Source organism: Streptomyces sp. NPDC044003 (assembly GCF_056435185.1).
In genome coordinates this window covers 527,470-544,582 of record NZ_JBWKFA010000002.1, presented here as the reverse complement: position 1 = coordinate 544,582, position 17,113 = coordinate 527,470, and the positions used below count along the sequence as shown (strand labels likewise).

Here is a 17,113-nt window from a genome sequence, read left to right as displayed (position 1 = left end):
TCCAGACAGCCGTACGGTCTTCGCGTGGCCAGGACCAAGGAATTCGATCCGGAGGCCGCGCTCCAGGCAGCGCTCGAACTGTTCTGGGCGCGCGGCTACGAGGCGACGACGATGTCCGACCTCGTGGAGCGCCTCGGCATCGGCCGCGCCAGCATCTACGCGACCTTCGGCAACAAGCACGAGCTGTACCTGAAGGCGATGGACCGCTACCTGGAGACCCGCGACCCGCGGATCGTCGAGGAGCTGTCCGCGCCGGGCCCGGCCCTGCCGGCCGTGCGGGCCCTGGTCCGCCGCTTCGCCGCCGAGGCGGCGGCGGACGGGGAGCGCCTGAACGGCTGCTTCGTCACCAACTCGGCCGCGGAGCTGGGCCCGCACGACGCGATGGTCGCGCGGCGGGTCGAGCTGAGCTGGGAGCAGATCGAGACGCTGCTGTACGGGGCGCTCACCCGGGCCCGCGCCGGGGGCGAGCTCCCGGCCGACCGGGATCCGCGCGCCCTGGCCCGGATGCTGCTCGTCCTGCTCCAGGGGATCCGGGTGGTCGGCAAGGTGTCGAGCGAGCCGGGCCGGGTCACGGACGCGGCGGAGCAGGCACTGGCACTGCTGAAGTGAGGAACGGGCGCCCACGGGGGGCGCCCTTTCTTCGACCCTCATTCTGGAACGTACGGTCAAGTTCACCACTCGACAAGGAGCCCTCATGTCCGCACGCTTCACCGACCGCACCGTCCTCGTCACCGGCGCCGGTTCCGGTCTCGGCCGCGCCATCGCGCTCGCCTTCGCCGCCGAGGGCGCGAAGGTCGTCGTCGCCGGCCGTACGGCGGAGCCCCTCGGCGGGACGGTCGCCCTGATCGAGGCCGCCGGGGGCACCGCCGCCGCGGTGACCGCCGACGTGTCGAGCGCCGAGTCCACCCGGGAGCTGGTCCGGCGCGCGGTCGAGCTCTACGGCGGCCTGGACGTGGCCGTGAACAACGCGGGGGTCTTCCGGGGCGGCGGCCACAGCGCCGCCGACCTCCCCCTGGAGGACTGGCACGCGCTGCTCGACATCAACGTCACGGGGGTGCTGCACGCCCTGCAGGCCGAGGTCGCCCACATGCGGGCGAACGGCGGCGGGGCCATCGTGAACATCGCGTCCAACCTGGGTCCGCACGTCCGGATCCCCGGGGTCTTCGGCTACCAGGTCTCCAAGGCGGCGGTCTCGGCGATCACCCGGGCCGCGGCCCTGGACCACATCGGCGACGGGGTCCGGATCAACGCGGTCAGCCCCGGCGCGGCGGAGTCCACGATGTCGCTCCAGCCCGGCGAGACGGAGGCCGAGCGGGAGGTCCGGATGAAGGAGCAGTCGCCCCTCGGCCGCATCGCGTCGGCGGCCGAGGTGGCGGCGGCGGTGCTGTACCTCGCGTCGGACGACGCGGGCTCCGCCGTCGGCACGGACCTGGTGATCGACGGCGGCGTCTCGGCCTGAGCCTTCGGAGGGGCACTCAGCCCTGGACGGCCGCCGGGTCCATCCAGAAGACCTCCCAGTGGTGGCCGTCCAGGTCGGTGAAGGAGCGGCCGTACATGAAGTCCATCTCCAGCGGCTCCTTCGCCGGGCTGCCGCCGGCGGCGAGGGCGCGGTCGGCCAGCTGGTCGCACTTCTCCCGGCTCTCGGCGCTCAGCGTGACCAGGACCTCGGTGGTCTTGGTCGCGTCGGAGATCTCCTTGCCGGGCGCCATGAAGGACTGGAACTTGGGCTCTTCGAGGAGCATCGCGAAGATCGTGTCGCTGATGACCACACAGGCAGTGGTCTCGTCGCTGAACTGCGGGTTCGAGGAGAAGCCGAGCTTCTCGAAGAAGGCCTTGCTGGCGTCGACGTCCTTGACGGGCAGGTTCACGAAGATCATCTGGGGGGCCATGGCGCGCTCTCTTCCGTCGTGCGGTGCTGTCGAGAGGTAAGACGGGCCTGCCCCTCGGAACTCATCGCTCTCCCGAGGATTCTTTTCGCTCAGGCCACGGAACGCAGTTCGAGGGCCGCCAGCGGGACGAACCCGCCGCCCGTGCCCTCCGTCGACCCGCCGCCCAGCCGCTTCAGCAGGGCGAGGGCGATCCGCTCCCCCTGCGCCTTGGCCCGCTCGGCCCGCGGCCCGCTGTGGAGTCCGTCGACGCTCGCGTGCCAGAGCTGCACCCAGCGGCCGAAGTGCGCGGCGGTGAGCGGCCGGGCGGCGTGGAGGGCGGCGTGCGGGGCGAAGGCGTCGCGGCCGTAGTCGGCGGTACGGAAGAGGGCGCGCTCCCAGAAGTCGGCGATGCGCGGCAGATGGACCTCCAGGTCGGTCCCGGCGATCTCGGTGAAGAAGGGCCCGATCAGCGGGTCGGCGAAGGCGGCGCCGTAGAAGCGCCGCAGCAGCACGTCGAGGTCGTGGCGGTCGCCGATGTCGGGGGTCTCACGCATGCTCCCCAGTGTCCCCCGCGCCGTGGCCGGGCCCCAGTGCCGAAGGTCCCTCAGACCGTCCAGCGGCTGAGCGTCTCGGTCTTCTCGTCGTATGTGAGCCAGCTGCCGTCCCCGAGGGGGCGGACGAGGCTGTCGACGGGGCCGCAGGGGTACGTGACGGAGCCGCGTACCTCCAGGGTGCGGGCGGTCAGGAGCCAGTGGCGGGGGCCCTCCTCGTCCTCGTACTCGATGCCGGTGGTCGCGATGACGGTGTCGCCGTCGACGAAGCCGGCCGCGTAGTCCCAGGCGAGCTCGGCCTCCTCGTCCTGCTCCCGCTCGGCCAGGACCGCGCCGTCCAGGGCGTGCAGCCGCAGGTCCGCCCCGTAGTGCTCGACGGTCAGGAAGCCCTCGTGGGCCGCGTGGGCGTCCAGGAGGATCCGGTCGAGCGTCTCGTTGAGGTCCCACACGGTCGTCCGCTCGCCGTCCCAGCGCGCCCAGTACAGCAGGATGCCGTCCTGGCCCATGCCGATGCAGAGCCCCATGTGGACGCCGTCGGGGTGGGCGAGGTGGTGGGATCCGGCGGCCGCGCTGTCGTCGAGGGGCAGCCGGGCGAGCTCCCGGCCGTCGCGGGCGTCCAGGACGGCCCACATCTCCTCGTACTCCTCCCCCATGACGTGCGCCCAGACGAACCGCCCGTCGTCGGAGACCCGGACCGAGCCGTGCTCGTACCCCTCGCAGAGCTGCTGCTCGTCCCCGGTGTGCTCGTGGTCGAGCACGGGGCCCCAGCAGGCGTGCCGGTACTCCCACCGGGTCGTGCCGTCCCTGCCGACGGCCCGTACCGCCCGCTGCCCGGAGAAGACCGCGAAGGTGCCGTCGGGGCTCACCGAGGCGCCGCCCCGGCCCCAGCCCGGCCACGGCATCGGGAAGACGGCCGCGGGCGCCCGCTCCCCGGCGAACAGGTCCTCCAGGTCGTGGACCTCCAGGTCGTCGCCGTGGAGGAGCAGGGCGCGGCGGCTGCCGCCCCGGCGGCTCTCGTAGACATCGCCGTGGACGAGGGCGCCGGCCCCGGGCAGCCGTACGGAACCGAGCAGACGTGCGTGAATCGACATGGCGGGAACCTAGCGCCCCGCACCGACAGCGAGCCCCCGCCTCCGCTTCACCGCTCGTTGATGCCCAGTCAACTCCGCACTCCTAGGTTCCGGAAGCGCGCGACCCCGTCGCCGACCGGTGCGGCGGGGCAGGCACCACCCTTCTCAGGAGTGAGACGTGGAGCGACGCACCTTCCTGCGTGGAGCGGTCATCGGCACCTCGGCCGCCGCCTTCGGCGGCAGCCTGTGGCAGAGCGCGGCCGTCGCCGCCCCCGCACAGCCCGGCGCCGGCCCCTACGGGGCGCTGGGCGCGGCGGACGCGAACGGCATCCAGCTGCCGGCCGGGTTCACCAGCCGGGTGATCGCCCGGTCCGGCCAGACCGTGACCGGCACCTCGTACGCCTGGCACAACGCCCCCGACGGCGGCGCCTGCTTCGCCGACGGCTCGGGCTGGATCTATGTCTCGAACTCGGAGATCAACCCGAGCGGCGGCGCGAGCGCGGTGAGGTTCGACTCCGCCGGCGCGATCACCGGCGCGTACCGCATCCTCTCCGGCACCCGCCAGAACTGCGCCGGCGGCAAGACCCCGTGGAACACCTGGCTGTCCTGCGAGGAGGTGTCGCTCGGCTACGTCTACGAGACGAACCCGTGGGGCGGCACCGCCACCCGCCGTGACGCGATGGGCCGGTTCAAGCACGAGGCCGCGGCCGCCGACCCGGTGCGCCAGGTGGTCTACCTGACCGAGGACGAGACGGACGGCTGCTTCTACCGGTTCATCCCCACGACCTGGGGCAACCTCTCCTCCGGCACCCTCCAGGTCCTCACCGCCGGCTCGGGCACCTCCGGCACCTTCGGCTGGCAGAACGTGCCGGACCCGGACGGCTCCCCGACCACCACCCGTACCCAGGTCTCCGGCGCGAAGCACTTCAACGGCGGCGAGGGCTGCCACTACGCGAACGACACCGTCTGGTTCACCACCAAGGGCGACAACCGGGTCTGGCAGGTCAACCTGGCCGCCGGCACCTACGAGCTGGCCTACGACGACTCGCTGGTGGTCGGCGGTGGCGCCCCGCTCACCGGCGTGGACAACATCACCGGCTCGTCCTCCGGTGATCTCTACGTCGCCGAGGACGGCGGCAACATGGAGATCTGCCTCATCACCCCGGACGACGTCGTCACGCAGTTCCTGCGGATCAACGGCCAGTCCGGCTCCGAGATCACCGGACCGGCCTTCTCCCCCGACGGCACGCGGCTGTACTTCTCCAGCCAGCGCGGCACGAGCGGCAGCTCCTCGGGCGGCATCACCTACGAGGTGACCGGCCCGTTCCGCGCGTAGCCACCCGTGTAGCACCGCAGGTCGACCTGCCGCTGGGCGCCGCCGAGGAGGGCGGCGCCCAGCGGTGTCAGGGTGTGCAGGACGGCGTTGCCGTGGCGGAGGGTCGCGATGAGCCCGGCCTCGCGCAGGACGCCCGCGTGCTGGCTGGCCGAGGCGAGCGACACCCCGGCCCTGCGGGCCAGCTCGCTGGTCGTGCCGCCGTCCCCGATGGCGTGCAGGACGGCCGAGCGGGTCTGGCCGACCAGCTTGGCCAGCGAGGAGCCGCCAGGCGCGCGGACGGTCGGCGTCTCGCCGTGCGTGACGGGGTAGACGAGGACCGGCGGCAGCGCGGGGTCGCGCAGCACCACCGGGGTCCCCCGGCAGAAGAACGAGGGCTGGAGCAGCAGGCCCCGCCCGTCGAGGTGGACGTCCCGGTCGACCGGGTAGTCCGCCTCCAGGACGGGTGCGCGCCAGCGCAGCATCGGCGGCAGCGAGGCGAGCAGCTCCTCGGCGCCGCCGTCCAGGAGCGCGCGGCCGCGGCGGGCCCGGTCGGCCTCGACGCGGGCCCGGACGTGCGGCCAGTACGGTTCGATCGCGGCCCGGTGGTAGCTGCGCAGGGCCCCGACGAGCCGGTCGAAGGGCTCCGCGCCGCCGTCGGCGAGGGCGCGCAGCGAGTGGGGCACGGTCCGGCCGCCGGAACGGTCGGCGGCGAGCAGCGAGAGCTCGCCGCGGAGCCGGTCGTGTTCGGTCGCGCGGATGGCCTGGAGGCCCTCGTCGAGTCCGTGGACGCCCTCGGCGGGCGTCAGGAAGTCGGGGAAATAGCCGCGGCTGGGGACGAGCGCGGCAAGGAGCCGGGTCTCACCGCCGAGCCGCATCCGGGCGTCCGCGCGCCATTCCCCGTAGACGACGGGGCCGCGCCGGTCCCTTAAACGGTGAAAGCTCAGAATCGTTTCCCACAGAACGTCCGGCCGGGCGGCCGTCCGCACCCCTGCCAAATCGTTCGCGGTGAAATGAATCCGCAGCATGAAGGTCCCCACCTGTGCACTCGCAACCACCCCCGACGACGAGTATGCACAGCATCACTGCACGTTACCAGGGTGTTTCAGCCACAGTTGAAAGGCATCGCGGCAATCAGGGGGGAACCGAAAAGCTGTACGGGTCGGGCAGGAAACCTTCAGGACCGAGGTGACGTGGTGAAGACCGTGGGGGGCTTTGCCCGTCCGGCGGCGGTCGGCGAGGTTGCGGCTCACCTGCCCGGCATCGGTAAAGGGCGCGGCCTCCGGGTGGGGATCCGGGGGCCGCGCCCGCCCCGTTCTTTGCGCTGAGGAATCAAACAAGTTCAATGGCCAATAATCCAATCGGCCGCAATTGAACATTGACTCACATCAGCTCGACAAACAAACGAACAAACAACGGGACGGACACCTCCGCACAAAAGGTGTCCGTCCCGTCTCTTTGTGAATCCGGAGCCGCCGCCCGTCGGTGAGGGTCAAGAGGTGACCGACGGCGGCCCCGGTGGCTGTGAAGCCCGCTGCTGAACCGGGGTTCAGGAGGGCCCGACCGCCGCTCCTGAACCCCGGTTCAGCAGGCTCAGCGGCTGTCGCTGCCCTTCGCCCCCGAGGCGGCGCGACCGGCCTCCAGGCGCGCCACCGGGATCCGGAAGGGCGAGCAGGAGACGTAGTCGAGGCCGACCTCGTGGAAGAAGTGCACCGACTCCGGGTCGCCGCCGTGCTCGCCGCAGACACCGAGCTTGATGTCGGGGCGGGTGGCGCGGCCGGCCTGGACGGCGCTGCGCACGAGGGCGCCGACGCCGTCCTTGTCGATGGTCTCGAAGGGGCTGACGCCGAAGATGCCCTTCTCCAGGTACGCGGTGAAGAACGAGGCCTCCACGTCGTCGCGGGAGAAGCCCCAGACCGTCTGCGTCAGGTCGTTGGTGCCGAAGGAGAAGAACTCCGCGGCCTCGGCGATCTGACCGGCGGTCACGGCGGCGCGCGGCAGCTCGATCATGGTGCCGAGCGCGAGCTTCAGCTCGACGCCGGTCTGCGCCTGGACCTCGGCGATGACCTGCTCGGCCTCCTCGCGGACGATCTCCAGCTCCTGGACGGTGCCGACGAGCGGGATCATGATCTCGGCGCGCGGGTCGCCCTTGGCGTCGATGCGGTGGGCCGCGGCCTCGGCGATCGCCCGGACCTGCATGGTGAACAGGCCGGGGATGACCAGACCGAGGCGGACGCCGCGCAGACCCAGCATCGGGTTCTGCTCGTGCAGCCGGTGCACGGCCTGGAGCAGGCGCAGGTCGTTCTCGTGCGGCTCCTTGCGGGACTCGGCGAGGGCGACGCGCACCGAGAGCTCGGTGATGTCGGGCAGGAACTCGTGCAGCGGCGGGTCGAGCAGACGGACCGTGACGGGCAGCCCGTCCATGGCCTCGAAGAGCTCGATGAAGTCCTGCTTCTGCAGCGGGAGCAGCGCCTTCAGCGACTCCTCGCGCTCGGCGTCCGTGTCGGCCAGGATGAGGCGCTCGACGTACTGGCGGCGCTCGCCGAGGAACATGTGCTCGGTGCGGCAGAGGCCGATGCCCTGGGCGCCGAAGCGGCGGGCGCGCGAGGCGTCCTCGGCGTTGTCGGCGTTGGCGCGGACGCGGAGGCGGCGGACGCGGTCGGCGTAGGCCATGATCCGGTGGACGGCGGCGACGAGCTCGTCGGCGTCGTCGGCGCCGGCGTGCATGCGGCCCTCGAAGTACTCGACGACCGGGGACGGTACGACGGGTACCTCACCGATGTAGACCTTGCCGGTGGAGCCGTCGATGGAGACGACGTCGCCCTCCTCGACGACCTGGCCGTCGGCCGTGGTCATCCGGCGGCGCTTGGTGTCGACCTCCAGCTCCTCGGCGCCGCAGACACAGGTCTTGCCCATGCCGCGGGCGACGACGGCGGCGTGCGAGGTCTTGCCGCCGCGGGAGGTGAGGATGCCCTCGGCGGCGATCATGCCGTCCAGGTCGTCCGGGTTGGTCTCGCGGCGGATCAGGATGACCTTCTCGCCGGAGCGGGACCACTTGACGGCCGTGTACGAGTCGAAGACGGCCTTGCCGACGGCGGCGCCCGGGGAGGCGGCGATGCCGCGGCCGATCTGCTCGACCTTGGCGTTCTCGTCGAACTTGGGGAACATCAGCTGGGCGAGCTGGGCGCCGGTGACGCGCTGGAGCGCCTCGGCCTCGTCGATCAGGCCCTGGTCCACGAGCTGCGTGGCGATGCGGAAGGCGGCACCGGCGGTGCGCTTGCCGACGCGCGTCTGGAGCATCCAGAGCTGGCCGCGCTCGATGGTGAACTCGATGTCGCAGAGATCCTTGTAGTGGGTCTCCAGCGTCTCCATGATGTGCATGAGCTGGTCGTACGACTTCTTGTCGATCGACTCGAGGTCGGCCAGCGGCACGGTGTTGCGGATACCGGCGACGACGTCCTCGCCCTGCGCGTTCTGCAGGTAGTCGCCGTAGACGCCCTGGTGGCCGGAGGCGGGGTCGCGGGTGAAGGCGACGCCGGTGCCGGAGTCGGGGCCGAGGTTGCCGAAGACCATCGAACAGACGTTGACGGCGGTGCCGAGGTCGCCCGGGATGCGCTCCTGGCGGCGGTACAGCTTGGCGCGGTCCGTGTTCCAGGAGTTGAAGACGGCCTCGATGGCGAGGTCCATCTGCTCGCGCGGGTCCTGCGGGAAGTCGCGGCCGGTCTGGGCCTTCACGATCTTCTTGAAGTGCTTGACGACCTTCTTGAGGTCGGCGGCGTCCAGGTCGGTGTCGCTGGCGACCTTCTTCGCGGCCTTGGCCTCGTCGAGGGCCTCCTCGAAGAGCTCGCCGTCGACGCCGAGGACGGTCTTGCCGAACATCTGGATGAGGCGGCGGTACGAGTCCCAGGCGAAGCGCTCGTTGTCGGCCTGGCGGGCGAGGCCGGCCACCGACTCGTCGGAGAGGCCGATGTTGAGGACGGTGTCCATCATGCCCGGCATGGAGAACTTGGCGCCCGAGCGGACGGAGACCAGAAGCGGGTCGTCGGCCTGGCCGAGCTTCTTGCCCATCTGCTGCTCGAGGGCGTCGAGGTGCGCGGTGACCTCGTCGCGGAGCTCGACCGGCTCCGAGCCGCTCTCGAGGTAGACCTTGCACGCCTCGGTGGTGATCGTGAAGCCCGGAGGCACCGGCAGGCCGAGGTTGGTCATCTCGGCGAGGTTGGCGCCCTTGCCACCGAGCAGGTCCTTCAGGTCCCTGTTGCCCTCGGTGAAGTCGTAGACGAACTTCTGATCATTAATTTCCGACACGGGTCCCGACTCCTCGATGACTCGGTTGGCTGCCCTGACGGCGAGGAACATACCCAGATCGAAGGCTTCTGGGGAGGTACGCCTGCCGGTCACACGGTTTTAACCACCCGTCCGCCAGCACTTCGAAAGTTACCGAGGCGAAGCTTCCGGTTTCACGGCCCGAAGGCCAGTTGGCCCAATCCAACCCCTAACCGCTCACATGAGCGCCCAATCGAGCACTTGCGTTCAACTCTTGAACGCAAAAGGGATGGCACTCAGTGCCACCCCTTCAGGCTGTGCAGCCACCCGTAACCTGCTCATCTGAGCACCATCCCCCTCAAGGGTGGCGAGGATCACTCCCCCAGAAGGGCCGGATCTCAGCCGCCGGACGTGTCCAGCTCGGCGTCCTCACTCACCCCGGCGCAGTCGTAGGGGTCCTTCAACCAGCCGTCCGGCAGGACGACTCGGTTGTTTCCGGACGTACGGCCCCGAGGACCGTCCGCACCCACCGGCCACGGCTGGTCCAGGTCGAGCTCGCTCAACTGAGCGCGCAGCTCGTCCAGAGAAGAGGTGATCGCGAGCTTCTTGCGCATCTCCGAGCCGACCGCGAAGCCCTTCAGGTACCAGGCCACGTGCTTGCGGAAGTCGATGACACCGCGTGCCTCGTCGCCCAGCCACTCGCCGAGCAGCCGCGCGTGCCGCACCATCGCGTCCGCGACCTCCCGAAGCCCCGGCTGCGCGTACGCCCCGGTGCCCTCGAAGCCCGCCACCAGGTCCCCGAAGAGCCACGGGCGGCCCAGGCAACCCCGGCCCACGACGACACCGTCGCAGCCCGTCTCCCGCATCATCCGCAGCGCGTCGTCCGCCGACCAGATATCGCCGTTGCCGAGCACCGGGATCTCCGGGACGTGCTCCTTGAGCCGCGCGATCGCGTCCCAGTCGGCCGTACCGCCGTAGTGCTGGGCGGCGGTCCTGCCGTGCAGGGCGATCGCGGTGACGCCCTCCTCGACGGCGATCCGCCCGGCGTCGAGGAAGGTGATGTGGTCGTCGTCGATGCCCTTGCGCATCTTCATCGTGACCGGCAGGTCGCCCGCGTTCGTCACGGCCTCGTGGAGGATCGCCCGCAGCAGCGGCCGCTTGTAGGGAAGGGCGGAGCCGCCGCCCTTCCGGGTCACCTTGGGGACCGGGCAGCCGAAGTTCAGGTCGATGTGGTCGGCGAGGTCCTCGTCGACGATCATCCGCACGGCCTTGCCGACCGTCACCGGATCCACGCCGTACAGCTGGATCGAGCGCGGCTTCTCCGTCTCGTCGAAGCGGATGAGCTGCATCGTCTTCTCGTTGCGCTCGACCAGGGCGCGTGTCGTGATCATCTCGCTCACGAACAGCCCCTTGCCGCCGCTGAACTCACGGCAGAGGGTACGGAAGGGGGCGTTGGTGATGCCGGCCATCGGGGCGAGCACCACCGGCGGCTGCACGATGTGCGGCCCGATGGCGAGAGGGGTGAACGCGGTCATTCGGCCATTGTCCCGCACTGCGGAGTTTCTTAGACAGCCATACGATCCGCACATGCCCGAGCTCACACGCGGTCGCCGTCTCGTCGTCCTCGCGATCTGCTGCATGAGCCTGCTCATCGTCAGCCTGGACAACACCGCGCTGAACGTCGCCCTGCCCGCCATGCGCCGCGACCTCGGCGCCACCGTCGCCGGCATGCAGTGGACGATCGACGCCTACACCCTGGTCCTCGCCTCCCTGCTGATGCTCGCGGGCTCCACCGCCGACCGGATCGGCCGCCGCAAGGTCTTCGTCACCGGCCTGGCCGTCTTCGCCCTCGGCTCGCTGCTCTGCTCCCTCGCGCCGAACCTGGAGGCCCTGATCGCCTTCCGGGCGGTCCAGGCCGTGGGCGGCTCGATGCTCAACCCGGTCGCCATGTCGATCATCACGAACACCTTCACGGAACCGGCGGAACGCGCGCGTGCCATCGGCGTCTGGGGCGGGGTCGTCGGCGTCTCCATGGCCGCCGGGCCGCTGGTCGGCGGCGTGCTCGTCCAGTCGGTCGGCTGGCGGGCGATCTTCTGGGTGAATCTGCCGGTCGCCCTCGTCGCCCTGCTCCTGACCATGAAGTACGTCCCCGAGTCCCGCGCGCCCCGCCCCCGGCGCCCCGACCCCGTCGGGCAGCTCCTGGTGACGGCGCTCCTCGGCTCGCTCACGTACGCGATCATCGAGACCGACCCGCTCTTCGCCGGGATCGCGGCCGCCGCGCTCATCGGGCTGCTGCTCTACGAGCCCCGCCGCCGCGAGCCCCTCATCGACCTGCGGTTCTTCCGCAGCGCGCCGTTCAGCGGCGCCACCGTCATCGCGGTCTGCGCCTTCGCCTCGCTCGGCGGCTTCCTCTTCCTGAACACGCTCTACCTCCAGGACGTGCGCGGGCTCTCCCCGCTGTCCGCCGGGCTCTGGATGCTGCCGATGGCCGGCATGACCTTCGTCTTCGCCCCGCTGTCGGGGCGGCTCACGGCGGCGCGCGGGCCGCGCCCCTCGCTGCTCCTCGCGGGGACGGCGATGGCGGCGGGGCCGCTGCTCTTCGCGGCCTTCTCGGCCGAGACGAGCGATGCGCTGCTCTTCACCGGGTACGTGGTCTTCGGCATCGGCTTCGGCCTGGTGAACGCCCCCATCACGAACACCGCCGTCTCCGGGATGCCCCGCGCGCAGGCCGGCGTGGCGGCCGCCGTCGCCTCGACGAGCCGCCAGGTCGGGCAGACGCTCGGCGTCGCGGTGATCGGCACGGTCCTGGCGGCGGGGGCCGGCGCCGCGCCGCAGGCGGACGCGTTCGTGGCGGCGGCCCGCCCCGGCTACTGGATCATCACGGGCTGCGGGCTCGCCGTCCTGGCGGTCGGGGCGCTGACCAGCGGTGCGTGGGCGCGGCGCACGGCGGAGCGGACGGCTCGGTGCCTGGCGCCGGAGGGTTCGACGGAGGGCGGGCCTCAGGCGATGGCCAAGGCCCCTTCGACCTGACCCTGCCTTTCGCGGACCACCAGGTCGAGCAGGCGGGCGACGCCGGCCTGGGTGGCGTCGTCCACGGGGACGTACGTGACGAGGTGGGTCCCGGCGTTCGGGCCGAGCCAGAGGTTGGTGTGCTCGAAGCTGAGCAGCCCCACGCGCGCGTTGCGGATGACCTTCACGCGGCCGCCGGGGGCGACCACCTCGTGCCGGGCCCAGAGCTCCCGGAACTCGGGCGAGGCCTCTTCCAGGCGGCGTACGAGCTCCTTCCAGGCGGGCTCGGCCAGGTGCTCGGCCATGGCGGCGCGGAGCTTCCCCGCGAGCGCGCGCATGACCTCGGGCAGATCGGTGACCGAGGCCCGGAAGTCCTCGTTCGTGAAGGCCAGCCAGAGGGAGTTGCGGTCCTCGCGGGGCAGCGCGTCCAGGTCGCAGAAGAGCTGCCCGAAGGTGCGGTTGTGGGCGAGGAAGTCGTACCGGCTGTTCTGGATCGCCGCCGGGACGGGCTCCAGCTGGTCGAGCAGCCGGCGCAGGGTGGGTGTGACGGCGGAGCAGGGCGCCTCGGGGTGCGGGTCGGCCGCTCCGGCGAGGGCGAAGAGGTGGCTGCGCTCGGTCGGGTCGAGCAGCAGGGCCCCGGCGAGGGCGTCCAGGACCTGCGGGGAGACCTGGATGTCGCGGGCCTGTTCGAGCCAGGTGTACCAGGTGACGCCGACGGCGGAGAGGTGCGCGACCTCCTCGCGGCGCAGTCCGGGGGTGCGGCGGCGCCGGCCCCGGGGCAGCCCGACCTGCTCGGGGGTGATGCGCTCGCGGCGGGAGCGCAGGAAGGCGGCGAGTTCGTGGCGCCGTACGTCGGTCTCGTTCGGCGCGACGTCGGTCTCGTTCGCCGCGTCCGAGGGTGCGCGCATCGCCATGACGGTCATGCCTCCAGCGTGCCGGGCCGGTCAGCCGGTTTCCAGGTAGTGCTTGTACCAGGATAAGGACACTCTGGTACCAGGCTGAGCGGAGGCGGAGGCTCGGTCCCGTGACTACGACCTCCCCTTCCGTCCGTACCGTGGCCCCGGCCGGCCGCCGGGCCCCGGCGCTCGGCGCACTCGGCCTGTTCACCGTCCTGCTCGGGGCCGCGCTCCCCCTCATCGACTTCTTCATCGTCAACGTCGCCCTGCCGTCCATCGACCACGACCTGGCCGCGGGCCCGGCGCTCCTGGAGCTGGTCGTCGCCGGGTACGGCCTGGCGTACTCCGTGCTGCTCGTCCTCGGCGGGCGGCTCGGCGACCTCTTCGGCCGCCGCCGGCTCTTCCTCGCCGGCATGGCCGCCTTCGGCCTCACCTCGCTCGCCTGCGGGCTCGCCCCGGACGCCTGGACCCTGGTCGCGGCGCGGGTGGCGCAGGGCGCCGCGGCGGCGCTGATGCTGCCGCAGGTGCTCGCGACCATCACCTCCTCGACCGAGGGGCCGCGCCGGGCCAGGGCGCTGAGCCTGTACGGGGCGACCGCGGGTCTCGCGATGGCGGGCGGCCAGATCCTGGGCGGGGTGCTCGTGACCGCCGACATCGCGGGCTCCGGCTGGCGCGCGGTGTTCCTGGTGAACGTGCCGGTGGCGGTGGCGGGCCTGGCCCTCGCCGTCCGCACGGTGCCGGAGACCCGCTCGGACCGGCCCGCGCCGGTGGACGTGCCGGGCACGCTGCTCCTCGCGCTCGCGCTGCTCACCCTGCTCGCGCCGCTGACGGAGGGCCGGGCGGCGGGCTGGCCGCTGTGGACCTGGGTGTCGCTCGCGGTGTTCCCGTTCGCGGCCGGGGCCTTCTGGTGGGTGGAGCGGCGGGCGGACCGCCGGGGCGCCGTCCCGCTGGTCCCGCCGAGCCTGCTCGCCCTGGTCCCGCTGCGGCGCGGGCTCGCGGTGGTGCTGCCGCTCTCGCTGGGCTTCAGCGGCTTCATGTTCGTGATCGCGGTGGCGCTCCAGCAGGGCCTGGGGACGGGCGCGGTGGCCTCGGGCCTGGCGCTCGTGCCGATGGCGCTGGCGTTCTTCGGCGCCTCGCTGGCGGGGCCGCGGCTCGTACGGCGCTGGGGCACCCGGGTCGTGCCGGTGGGGGCCCTGCTCCAGGGGGTCGGCGTCGCCGCGATCGCCTGGTCGGTGGGGCACGACTGGCAGGGGCTCTCGGTGGGGGAGCTGGTGCCGGGCATGGCGGTCGCGGGTCTCGGTCAGGGGCTCCAGCTGCCGGTGCTCTTCCGGGTGGTGCTCTCCGAAGTGCCGTCGGAGCGGGCGGGCGTGGGCAGCGGGGTCATGGTGACCACGCAGCAGTCGGCGCTGACGCTGGGCGTGGCGACGCTGGGTTCGCTGTTCCTCTCGCTGGCCTCGACGCCGGCGGACATGGGAGGGGCGCTGCGGACGACGCTCCTGGTCCAGCTGGGTGTGGTGGCGGTGACGCTGCTGCTGAGCCTGCGCCTGCCGCGCACGGTGAAGTGAGCCGGACGTGGGAGATGGAGTGACAGATATTGAAATCTGTCATTGCACATGTCATGGTTGTTCCATGACCACCACAGCAAAGACCCCGAAGACCGCCGTCCCCACCCGTCCCCTCGGCACCACCGGCCCCGTAGTCTCCGCGCTCGGCCTCGGCTGCATGGGCATGTCCGCCCTGTACGGCGAGAGCGACCGCGCCGAGTCGATCGCGACGATCCACGCGGCCCTGGACGCCGGCGTCACCCTGCTCGACACGGGCGACTTCTACGGAATGGGCCACAACGAGCTGCTCATCAACGAGGCGCTGCGGACCGCGCCCTCCGCCGCCCGCGAGCAGGCGCTGACCAGCGTGAAGTTCGGCGCCCTGCGCACGGTCGAGGGCGGGTTCACCGGCTACGACGGCCGCCCGGCCGCCGTGAAGAACTTCGCCGCGTACTCGCTCCAGCGCCTCGGCACCGACCACATCGACATCTACCGGATCGCCCGCGTCGACCCGGACGTGCCGATCGAGGAGACCGTCGGCGCGATCGCCGAGCTGGTCGAGGCGGGGCACGTGAAGCACATCGGCCTCTCCGAGGTCGGCGCGGACACCCTCCGCCGGGCCGCCGCCGTCGCCCCGATCGCGGACCTCCAGATCGAGTACAGCCTGATCTCCCGCTCGATCGAGGAGAAGATCCTCCCCACCGCCCGCGAACTGGGCATCGGCATCACGGCGTACGGAGTCCTCTCCCGGGGCCTGATCAGCGGCCACTTCACCCGGGACCGCGAGCTGGCGCCGGGCGACTTCCGCGGGATGTCCCCCCGCTTCCAGGGCGAGAACCTCGGCCGGAACCTGGACCTGGTGGACCGGCTGCGCGCGATCGCGGAGGCCAAGGGCGTCACGGTCGCCCAGACCGCGATCGCCTGGGTCCTGGCTCAGGGCGAGGACATCGTGCCCCTGGTGGGCGCCCGCCGCCGGGACCGGCTCACCGAGGCGCTCGGCGCCCTGGACGTCACGCTCGACGCCGCCGACCTGACCGCGATCGAGGAGGCGGTCCCGGCGAACGCGGCCTCCGGCGCCCGCTACCCGGAGGCCCAGATGGCCCACCTGGACAGCGAGCACTGACGGGTACTGTCATTCCATGGCCGCCACCGAGACCCTGACCGCAGAGCGCATCCTCGAAGCCACCGAGGAGGTGCTGCGGCGCTACGGGCCGGCGAAGGCGACCGTCGTCGACGTGGCCCGGGTGCTCGGCGTCAGTCACGGCAGCGTCTACCGCCACTTCCGCACGAAGGCGGCGCTGCGCGAGGCGGTCACCGAGCGGTGGCTGGAGCGGACGATCGTGGCCCTCGGGCCGTACGTCGAGGCCGGGGGTCCGGCGGACGAGCGGCTGACCGGCTGGCTCACGGCCCTGTTCGCGCTCAAGCGCAAGAAGGCGGGCGGCGATCCGGAGCTGATGGCCACCTTCCAGGTGCTGATCGGCGAGAACAGTGCGGTGGTCGACCGGCACGAGGAGCACCTCGTCGAGCAGATCGCCCGCATCCTGGAGGACGGTCACCGCGAGGGTCTGTTCGCGGCGCCGGAGCGGGACTTCGCCACCACGGCCCGCGCGGTCTTCGACGCCACGGACCGCTTCCACAACCCGGCGCACGCCGCCGAGTGGTCGGCCCCGGACGTCGAGTCCGCGTTCGCGGCGGTCGTCTCCCTGGTGCAGCGGGCGCTGCGGGCCTGAGCCGTCTCACCATTTGAAGATCATTTGGCGTGGAGTTTTCCCTTCCCTATCCTGTGCATGACTAAGGTTCTCCCGCACCGCGACCGTAAAAGCACCCAGGGGGAACCATGTCCGCGCCCGCACCCGCCAAGCCGGCCCGATCAGGCGGGGCCTCCGCGATCGGCTGGGTCCTCACCATCGGCCTGAACGTCGTCGCGCCGATCCTCACGTACAACACGCTGACCGAGGACCACGGCTGGTCCGAGTTCTCCGCGCTGCTCCTGAGCAGCGCCTGGCCGGTTCTCGACACCGCGATCATGGCGGCCTGGCGCCGCAAGATCGACGAGTTCGCCATGGTCACCCTGGTCTTCCTGGTGATCACGGCCGTGGTCTCGCTGGTCGGCGCGCACACCGCACGCGCGCTGCTGATCAAGGACTCCTCGGTGACGGGCCTGTTCGGCCTGCTCTGTCTGGGGACGCTGCTGGCCCCGCGCCCGCTGATGTTCTACTTCGGCCGCAAGTTCGCGACCGACGGCACCCCGGAGTCCACGGCCTGGTGGAACGGCATGTGGCAGTTCGAGGGCTTCCGCTCCACCATGCGCACCATGACGCTGGTGTGGGGCGTGGCGTACGTGGCCGAGGCCCTGGTCCGTATCGCTCTCGCGTACGTGCTCGCGACCAAGACCATGGTCACGCTCAGCCCGATCATGATCTACGGCGTCCTCGGCGCCCTCGGCGTGTGGACGGCCTGGTTCGGGAAGCGCCGCGCGGCGGAGGGAGCCCGCCGCCAGGCCGAGGCCGAGGCGGCGGCCGCCGCCGCCGCAACCGCCTGACGACACGGGAAAGCCCCCGGTTCCTTCCTGCGGGAAGGGACCGGGGGCTTTCCCGTGT

15 protein-coding genes are annotated in these 17,113 nt (G+C 71.7%); 8 read left to right on the top strand and 7 right to left on the bottom strand.

The window, feature by feature from the left end:
* Positions 1–24 precede the first annotated feature (24 nt).
* Positions 25–609: a TetR/AcrR family transcriptional regulator gene (locus AC07AW_RS09065; protein ID WP_478814788.1), complete on the top strand. Its 585-nt coding sequence runs from the start codon at positions 25–27 to the stop codon at positions 607–609.
* 85 nt (positions 610–694) lie between these two features.
* Positions 695–1,459 (top strand): SDR family NAD(P)-dependent oxidoreductase, encoded by a 765-nt coding sequence (locus AC07AW_RS09060; protein ID WP_478814787.1) that lies wholly within the window; start codon positions 695–697, stop codon positions 1,457–1,459.
* Between the two features lie 16 nt (positions 1,460–1,475).
* Here AC07AW_RS09060 and AC07AW_RS09055 read toward each other — a convergent pair whose 3' ends face one another.
* From AC07AW_RS09055 to AC07AW_RS09045, 3 genes are all read right to left on the bottom strand, one after another.
* On the bottom strand, positions 1,476–1,889 hold the full coding sequence (locus tag AC07AW_RS09055) for a VOC family protein (RefSeq protein ID WP_478814786.1): 414 nt from the start codon (positions 1,887–1,889) through the stop codon (positions 1,476–1,478).
* An 89-nt stretch (positions 1,890–1,978) separates the two neighbouring features.
* Complete coding sequence (locus AC07AW_RS09050; RefSeq protein ID WP_478814785.1) at positions 1,979–2,422, bottom strand: group III truncated hemoglobin; 444 nt, start codon at positions 2,420–2,422, stop codon at positions 1,979–1,981.
* A gap of 50 nt (positions 2,423–2,472) precedes the next feature.
* A complete protein-coding gene (locus AC07AW_RS09045; protein WP_478814784.1) occupies positions 2,473–3,510 on the bottom strand; it encodes a hypothetical protein in 1,038 nt (345 codons plus the stop codon).
* Between the two features lie 157 nt (positions 3,511–3,667).
* Between AC07AW_RS09045 and AC07AW_RS09040 the strand changes: the two genes are divergently transcribed.
* Positions 3,668–4,825 carry an alkaline phosphatase PhoX gene (locus AC07AW_RS09040; protein ID WP_478814783.1) on the top strand — a complete coding sequence of 386 codons (1,158 nt, stop codon included), beginning with the start codon at positions 3,668–3,670 and terminating at the stop codon, positions 4,823–4,825.
* Here the strand turns inward: AC07AW_RS09040 and AC07AW_RS09035 are convergent.
* From AC07AW_RS09035 to dusB, 3 genes are all read right to left on the bottom strand, one after another.
* Complete coding sequence (locus AC07AW_RS09035) at positions 4,795–5,829, bottom strand: ArsR/SmtB family transcription factor (protein ID WP_478814782.1); 1,035 nt, start codon at positions 5,827–5,829, stop codon at positions 4,795–4,797. The two genes, AC07AW_RS09040 and AC07AW_RS09035, sit on opposite strands and share 31 nt — an antisense overlap.
* Before the next feature lie 565 nt (positions 5,830–6,394).
* The gene (ppdK, locus tag AC07AW_RS09030) at positions 6,395–9,106 is read right to left on the bottom strand and encodes a pyruvate, phosphate dikinase (protein WP_478815314.1); all 2,712 of its coding nucleotides are present in this window, start codon (positions 9,104–9,106) and stop codon (positions 6,395–6,397) included.
* A 356-nt stretch (positions 9,107–9,462) separates the two neighbouring features.
* Positions 9,463–10,599, bottom strand: a complete 1,137-nt coding sequence (dusB, locus tag AC07AW_RS09025; protein ID WP_478814781.1) for a tRNA dihydrouridine synthase DusB — start codon at positions 10,597–10,599, stop codon at positions 9,463–9,465.
* Positions 10,600–10,651: 52 nt separating this feature from the next.
* On the opposite strand from dusB, the gene AC07AW_RS09020 reads away from it, so the two are divergent.
* A complete protein-coding gene (locus tag AC07AW_RS09020; RefSeq protein ID WP_478814780.1) occupies positions 10,652–12,094 on the top strand; it encodes an MFS transporter in 1,443 nt (480 codons plus the stop codon).
* Here AC07AW_RS09020 and AC07AW_RS09015 read toward each other — a convergent pair.
* Positions 12,064–12,996 (bottom strand): MmyB family transcriptional regulator, encoded by a 933-nt coding sequence (locus AC07AW_RS09015; RefSeq protein WP_478814779.1) that lies wholly within the window; start codon positions 12,994–12,996, stop codon positions 12,064–12,066. The genes AC07AW_RS09020 and AC07AW_RS09015 overlap by 31 nt on opposite strands.
* 101 nt (positions 12,997–13,097) lie before the next feature.
* Between AC07AW_RS09015 and AC07AW_RS09010 the strand changes: the two genes are divergently transcribed.
* The 4 genes from AC07AW_RS09010 to AC07AW_RS08995 all read left to right on the top strand — a co-directional run bounded on the left by AC07AW_RS09010 (position 13,098) and on the right by AC07AW_RS08995 (position 17,055).
* Entirely contained in the window at positions 13,098–14,534 is a 1,437-nt protein-coding gene (locus tag AC07AW_RS09010; protein ID WP_478814778.1) for an MFS transporter, read from the top strand.
* 64 nt (positions 14,535–14,598) lie between these two features.
* Positions 14,599–15,636, top strand: a complete 1,038-nt coding sequence (locus AC07AW_RS09005; RefSeq protein WP_478814777.1) for an aldo/keto reductase — start codon at positions 14,599–14,601, stop codon at positions 15,634–15,636.
* 16 nt (positions 15,637–15,652) lie between these two features.
* Positions 15,653–16,243 carry a TetR/AcrR family transcriptional regulator gene (locus AC07AW_RS09000; protein WP_478814776.1) on the top strand — a complete coding sequence of 197 codons (591 nt, stop codon included), beginning with the start codon at positions 15,653–15,655 and terminating at the stop codon, positions 16,241–16,243.
* Positions 16,244–16,350: 107 nt separating this feature from the next.
* Positions 16,351–17,055, top strand: coding sequence for a VC0807 family protein (locus AC07AW_RS08995; protein ID WP_478814775.1), 705 nt, complete (start codon positions 16,351–16,353; stop codon positions 17,053–17,055).
* The last annotated feature ends 58 nt before the right edge of the window (positions 17,056–17,113 follow it).

Excerpts from the sequence above, each read along its gene's own strand:
- AC07AW_RS09000 (WP_478814776.1), top strand. The coding sequence starts at position 15,653 with ATGGCCGCCACCGAGACCCTGACCGCAGAGCGCATCCTCGAAGCCACC.
- AC07AW_RS09005 (WP_478814777.1), top strand. The coding sequence starts at position 14,599 with ATGACCACCACAGCAAAGACCCCGAAGACCGCCGTCCCCACCCGTCCC.
- dusB (WP_478814781.1), bottom strand. The coding sequence starts at position 10,599 with ATGACCGCGTTCACCCCTCTCGCCATCGGGCCGCACATCGTGCAGCCG.
- AC07AW_RS08995 (WP_478814775.1), top strand. The coding sequence starts at position 16,351 with ATGTCCGCGCCCGCACCCGCCAAGCCGGCCCGATCAGGCGGGGCCTCC.
- AC07AW_RS09060 (WP_478814787.1), top strand. The coding sequence starts at position 695 with ATGTCCGCACGCTTCACCGACCGCACCGTCCTCGTCACCGGCGCCGGT.
- AC07AW_RS09045 (WP_478814784.1), bottom strand. The coding sequence starts at position 3,510 with ATGTCGATTCACGCACGTCTGCTCGGTTCCGTACGGCTGCCCGGGGCC.
- AC07AW_RS09015 (WP_478814779.1), bottom strand. The coding sequence starts at position 12,996 with ATGACCGTCATGGCGATGCGCGCACCCTCGGACGCGGCGAACGAGACC.
- AC07AW_RS09020 (WP_478814780.1), top strand. The coding sequence starts at position 10,652 with ATGCCCGAGCTCACACGCGGTCGCCGTCTCGTCGTCCTCGCGATCTGC.
- AC07AW_RS09035 (WP_478814782.1), bottom strand. The coding sequence starts at position 5,829 with ATGCTGCGGATTCATTTCACCGCGAACGATTTGGCAGGGGTGCGGACG.
- AC07AW_RS09055 (WP_478814786.1), bottom strand. The coding sequence starts at position 1,889 with ATGGCCCCCCAGATGATCTTCGTGAACCTGCCCGTCAAGGACGTCGAC.
- AC07AW_RS09050 (WP_478814785.1), bottom strand. The coding sequence starts at position 2,422 with ATGCGTGAGACCCCCGACATCGGCGACCGCCACGACCTCGACGTGCTG.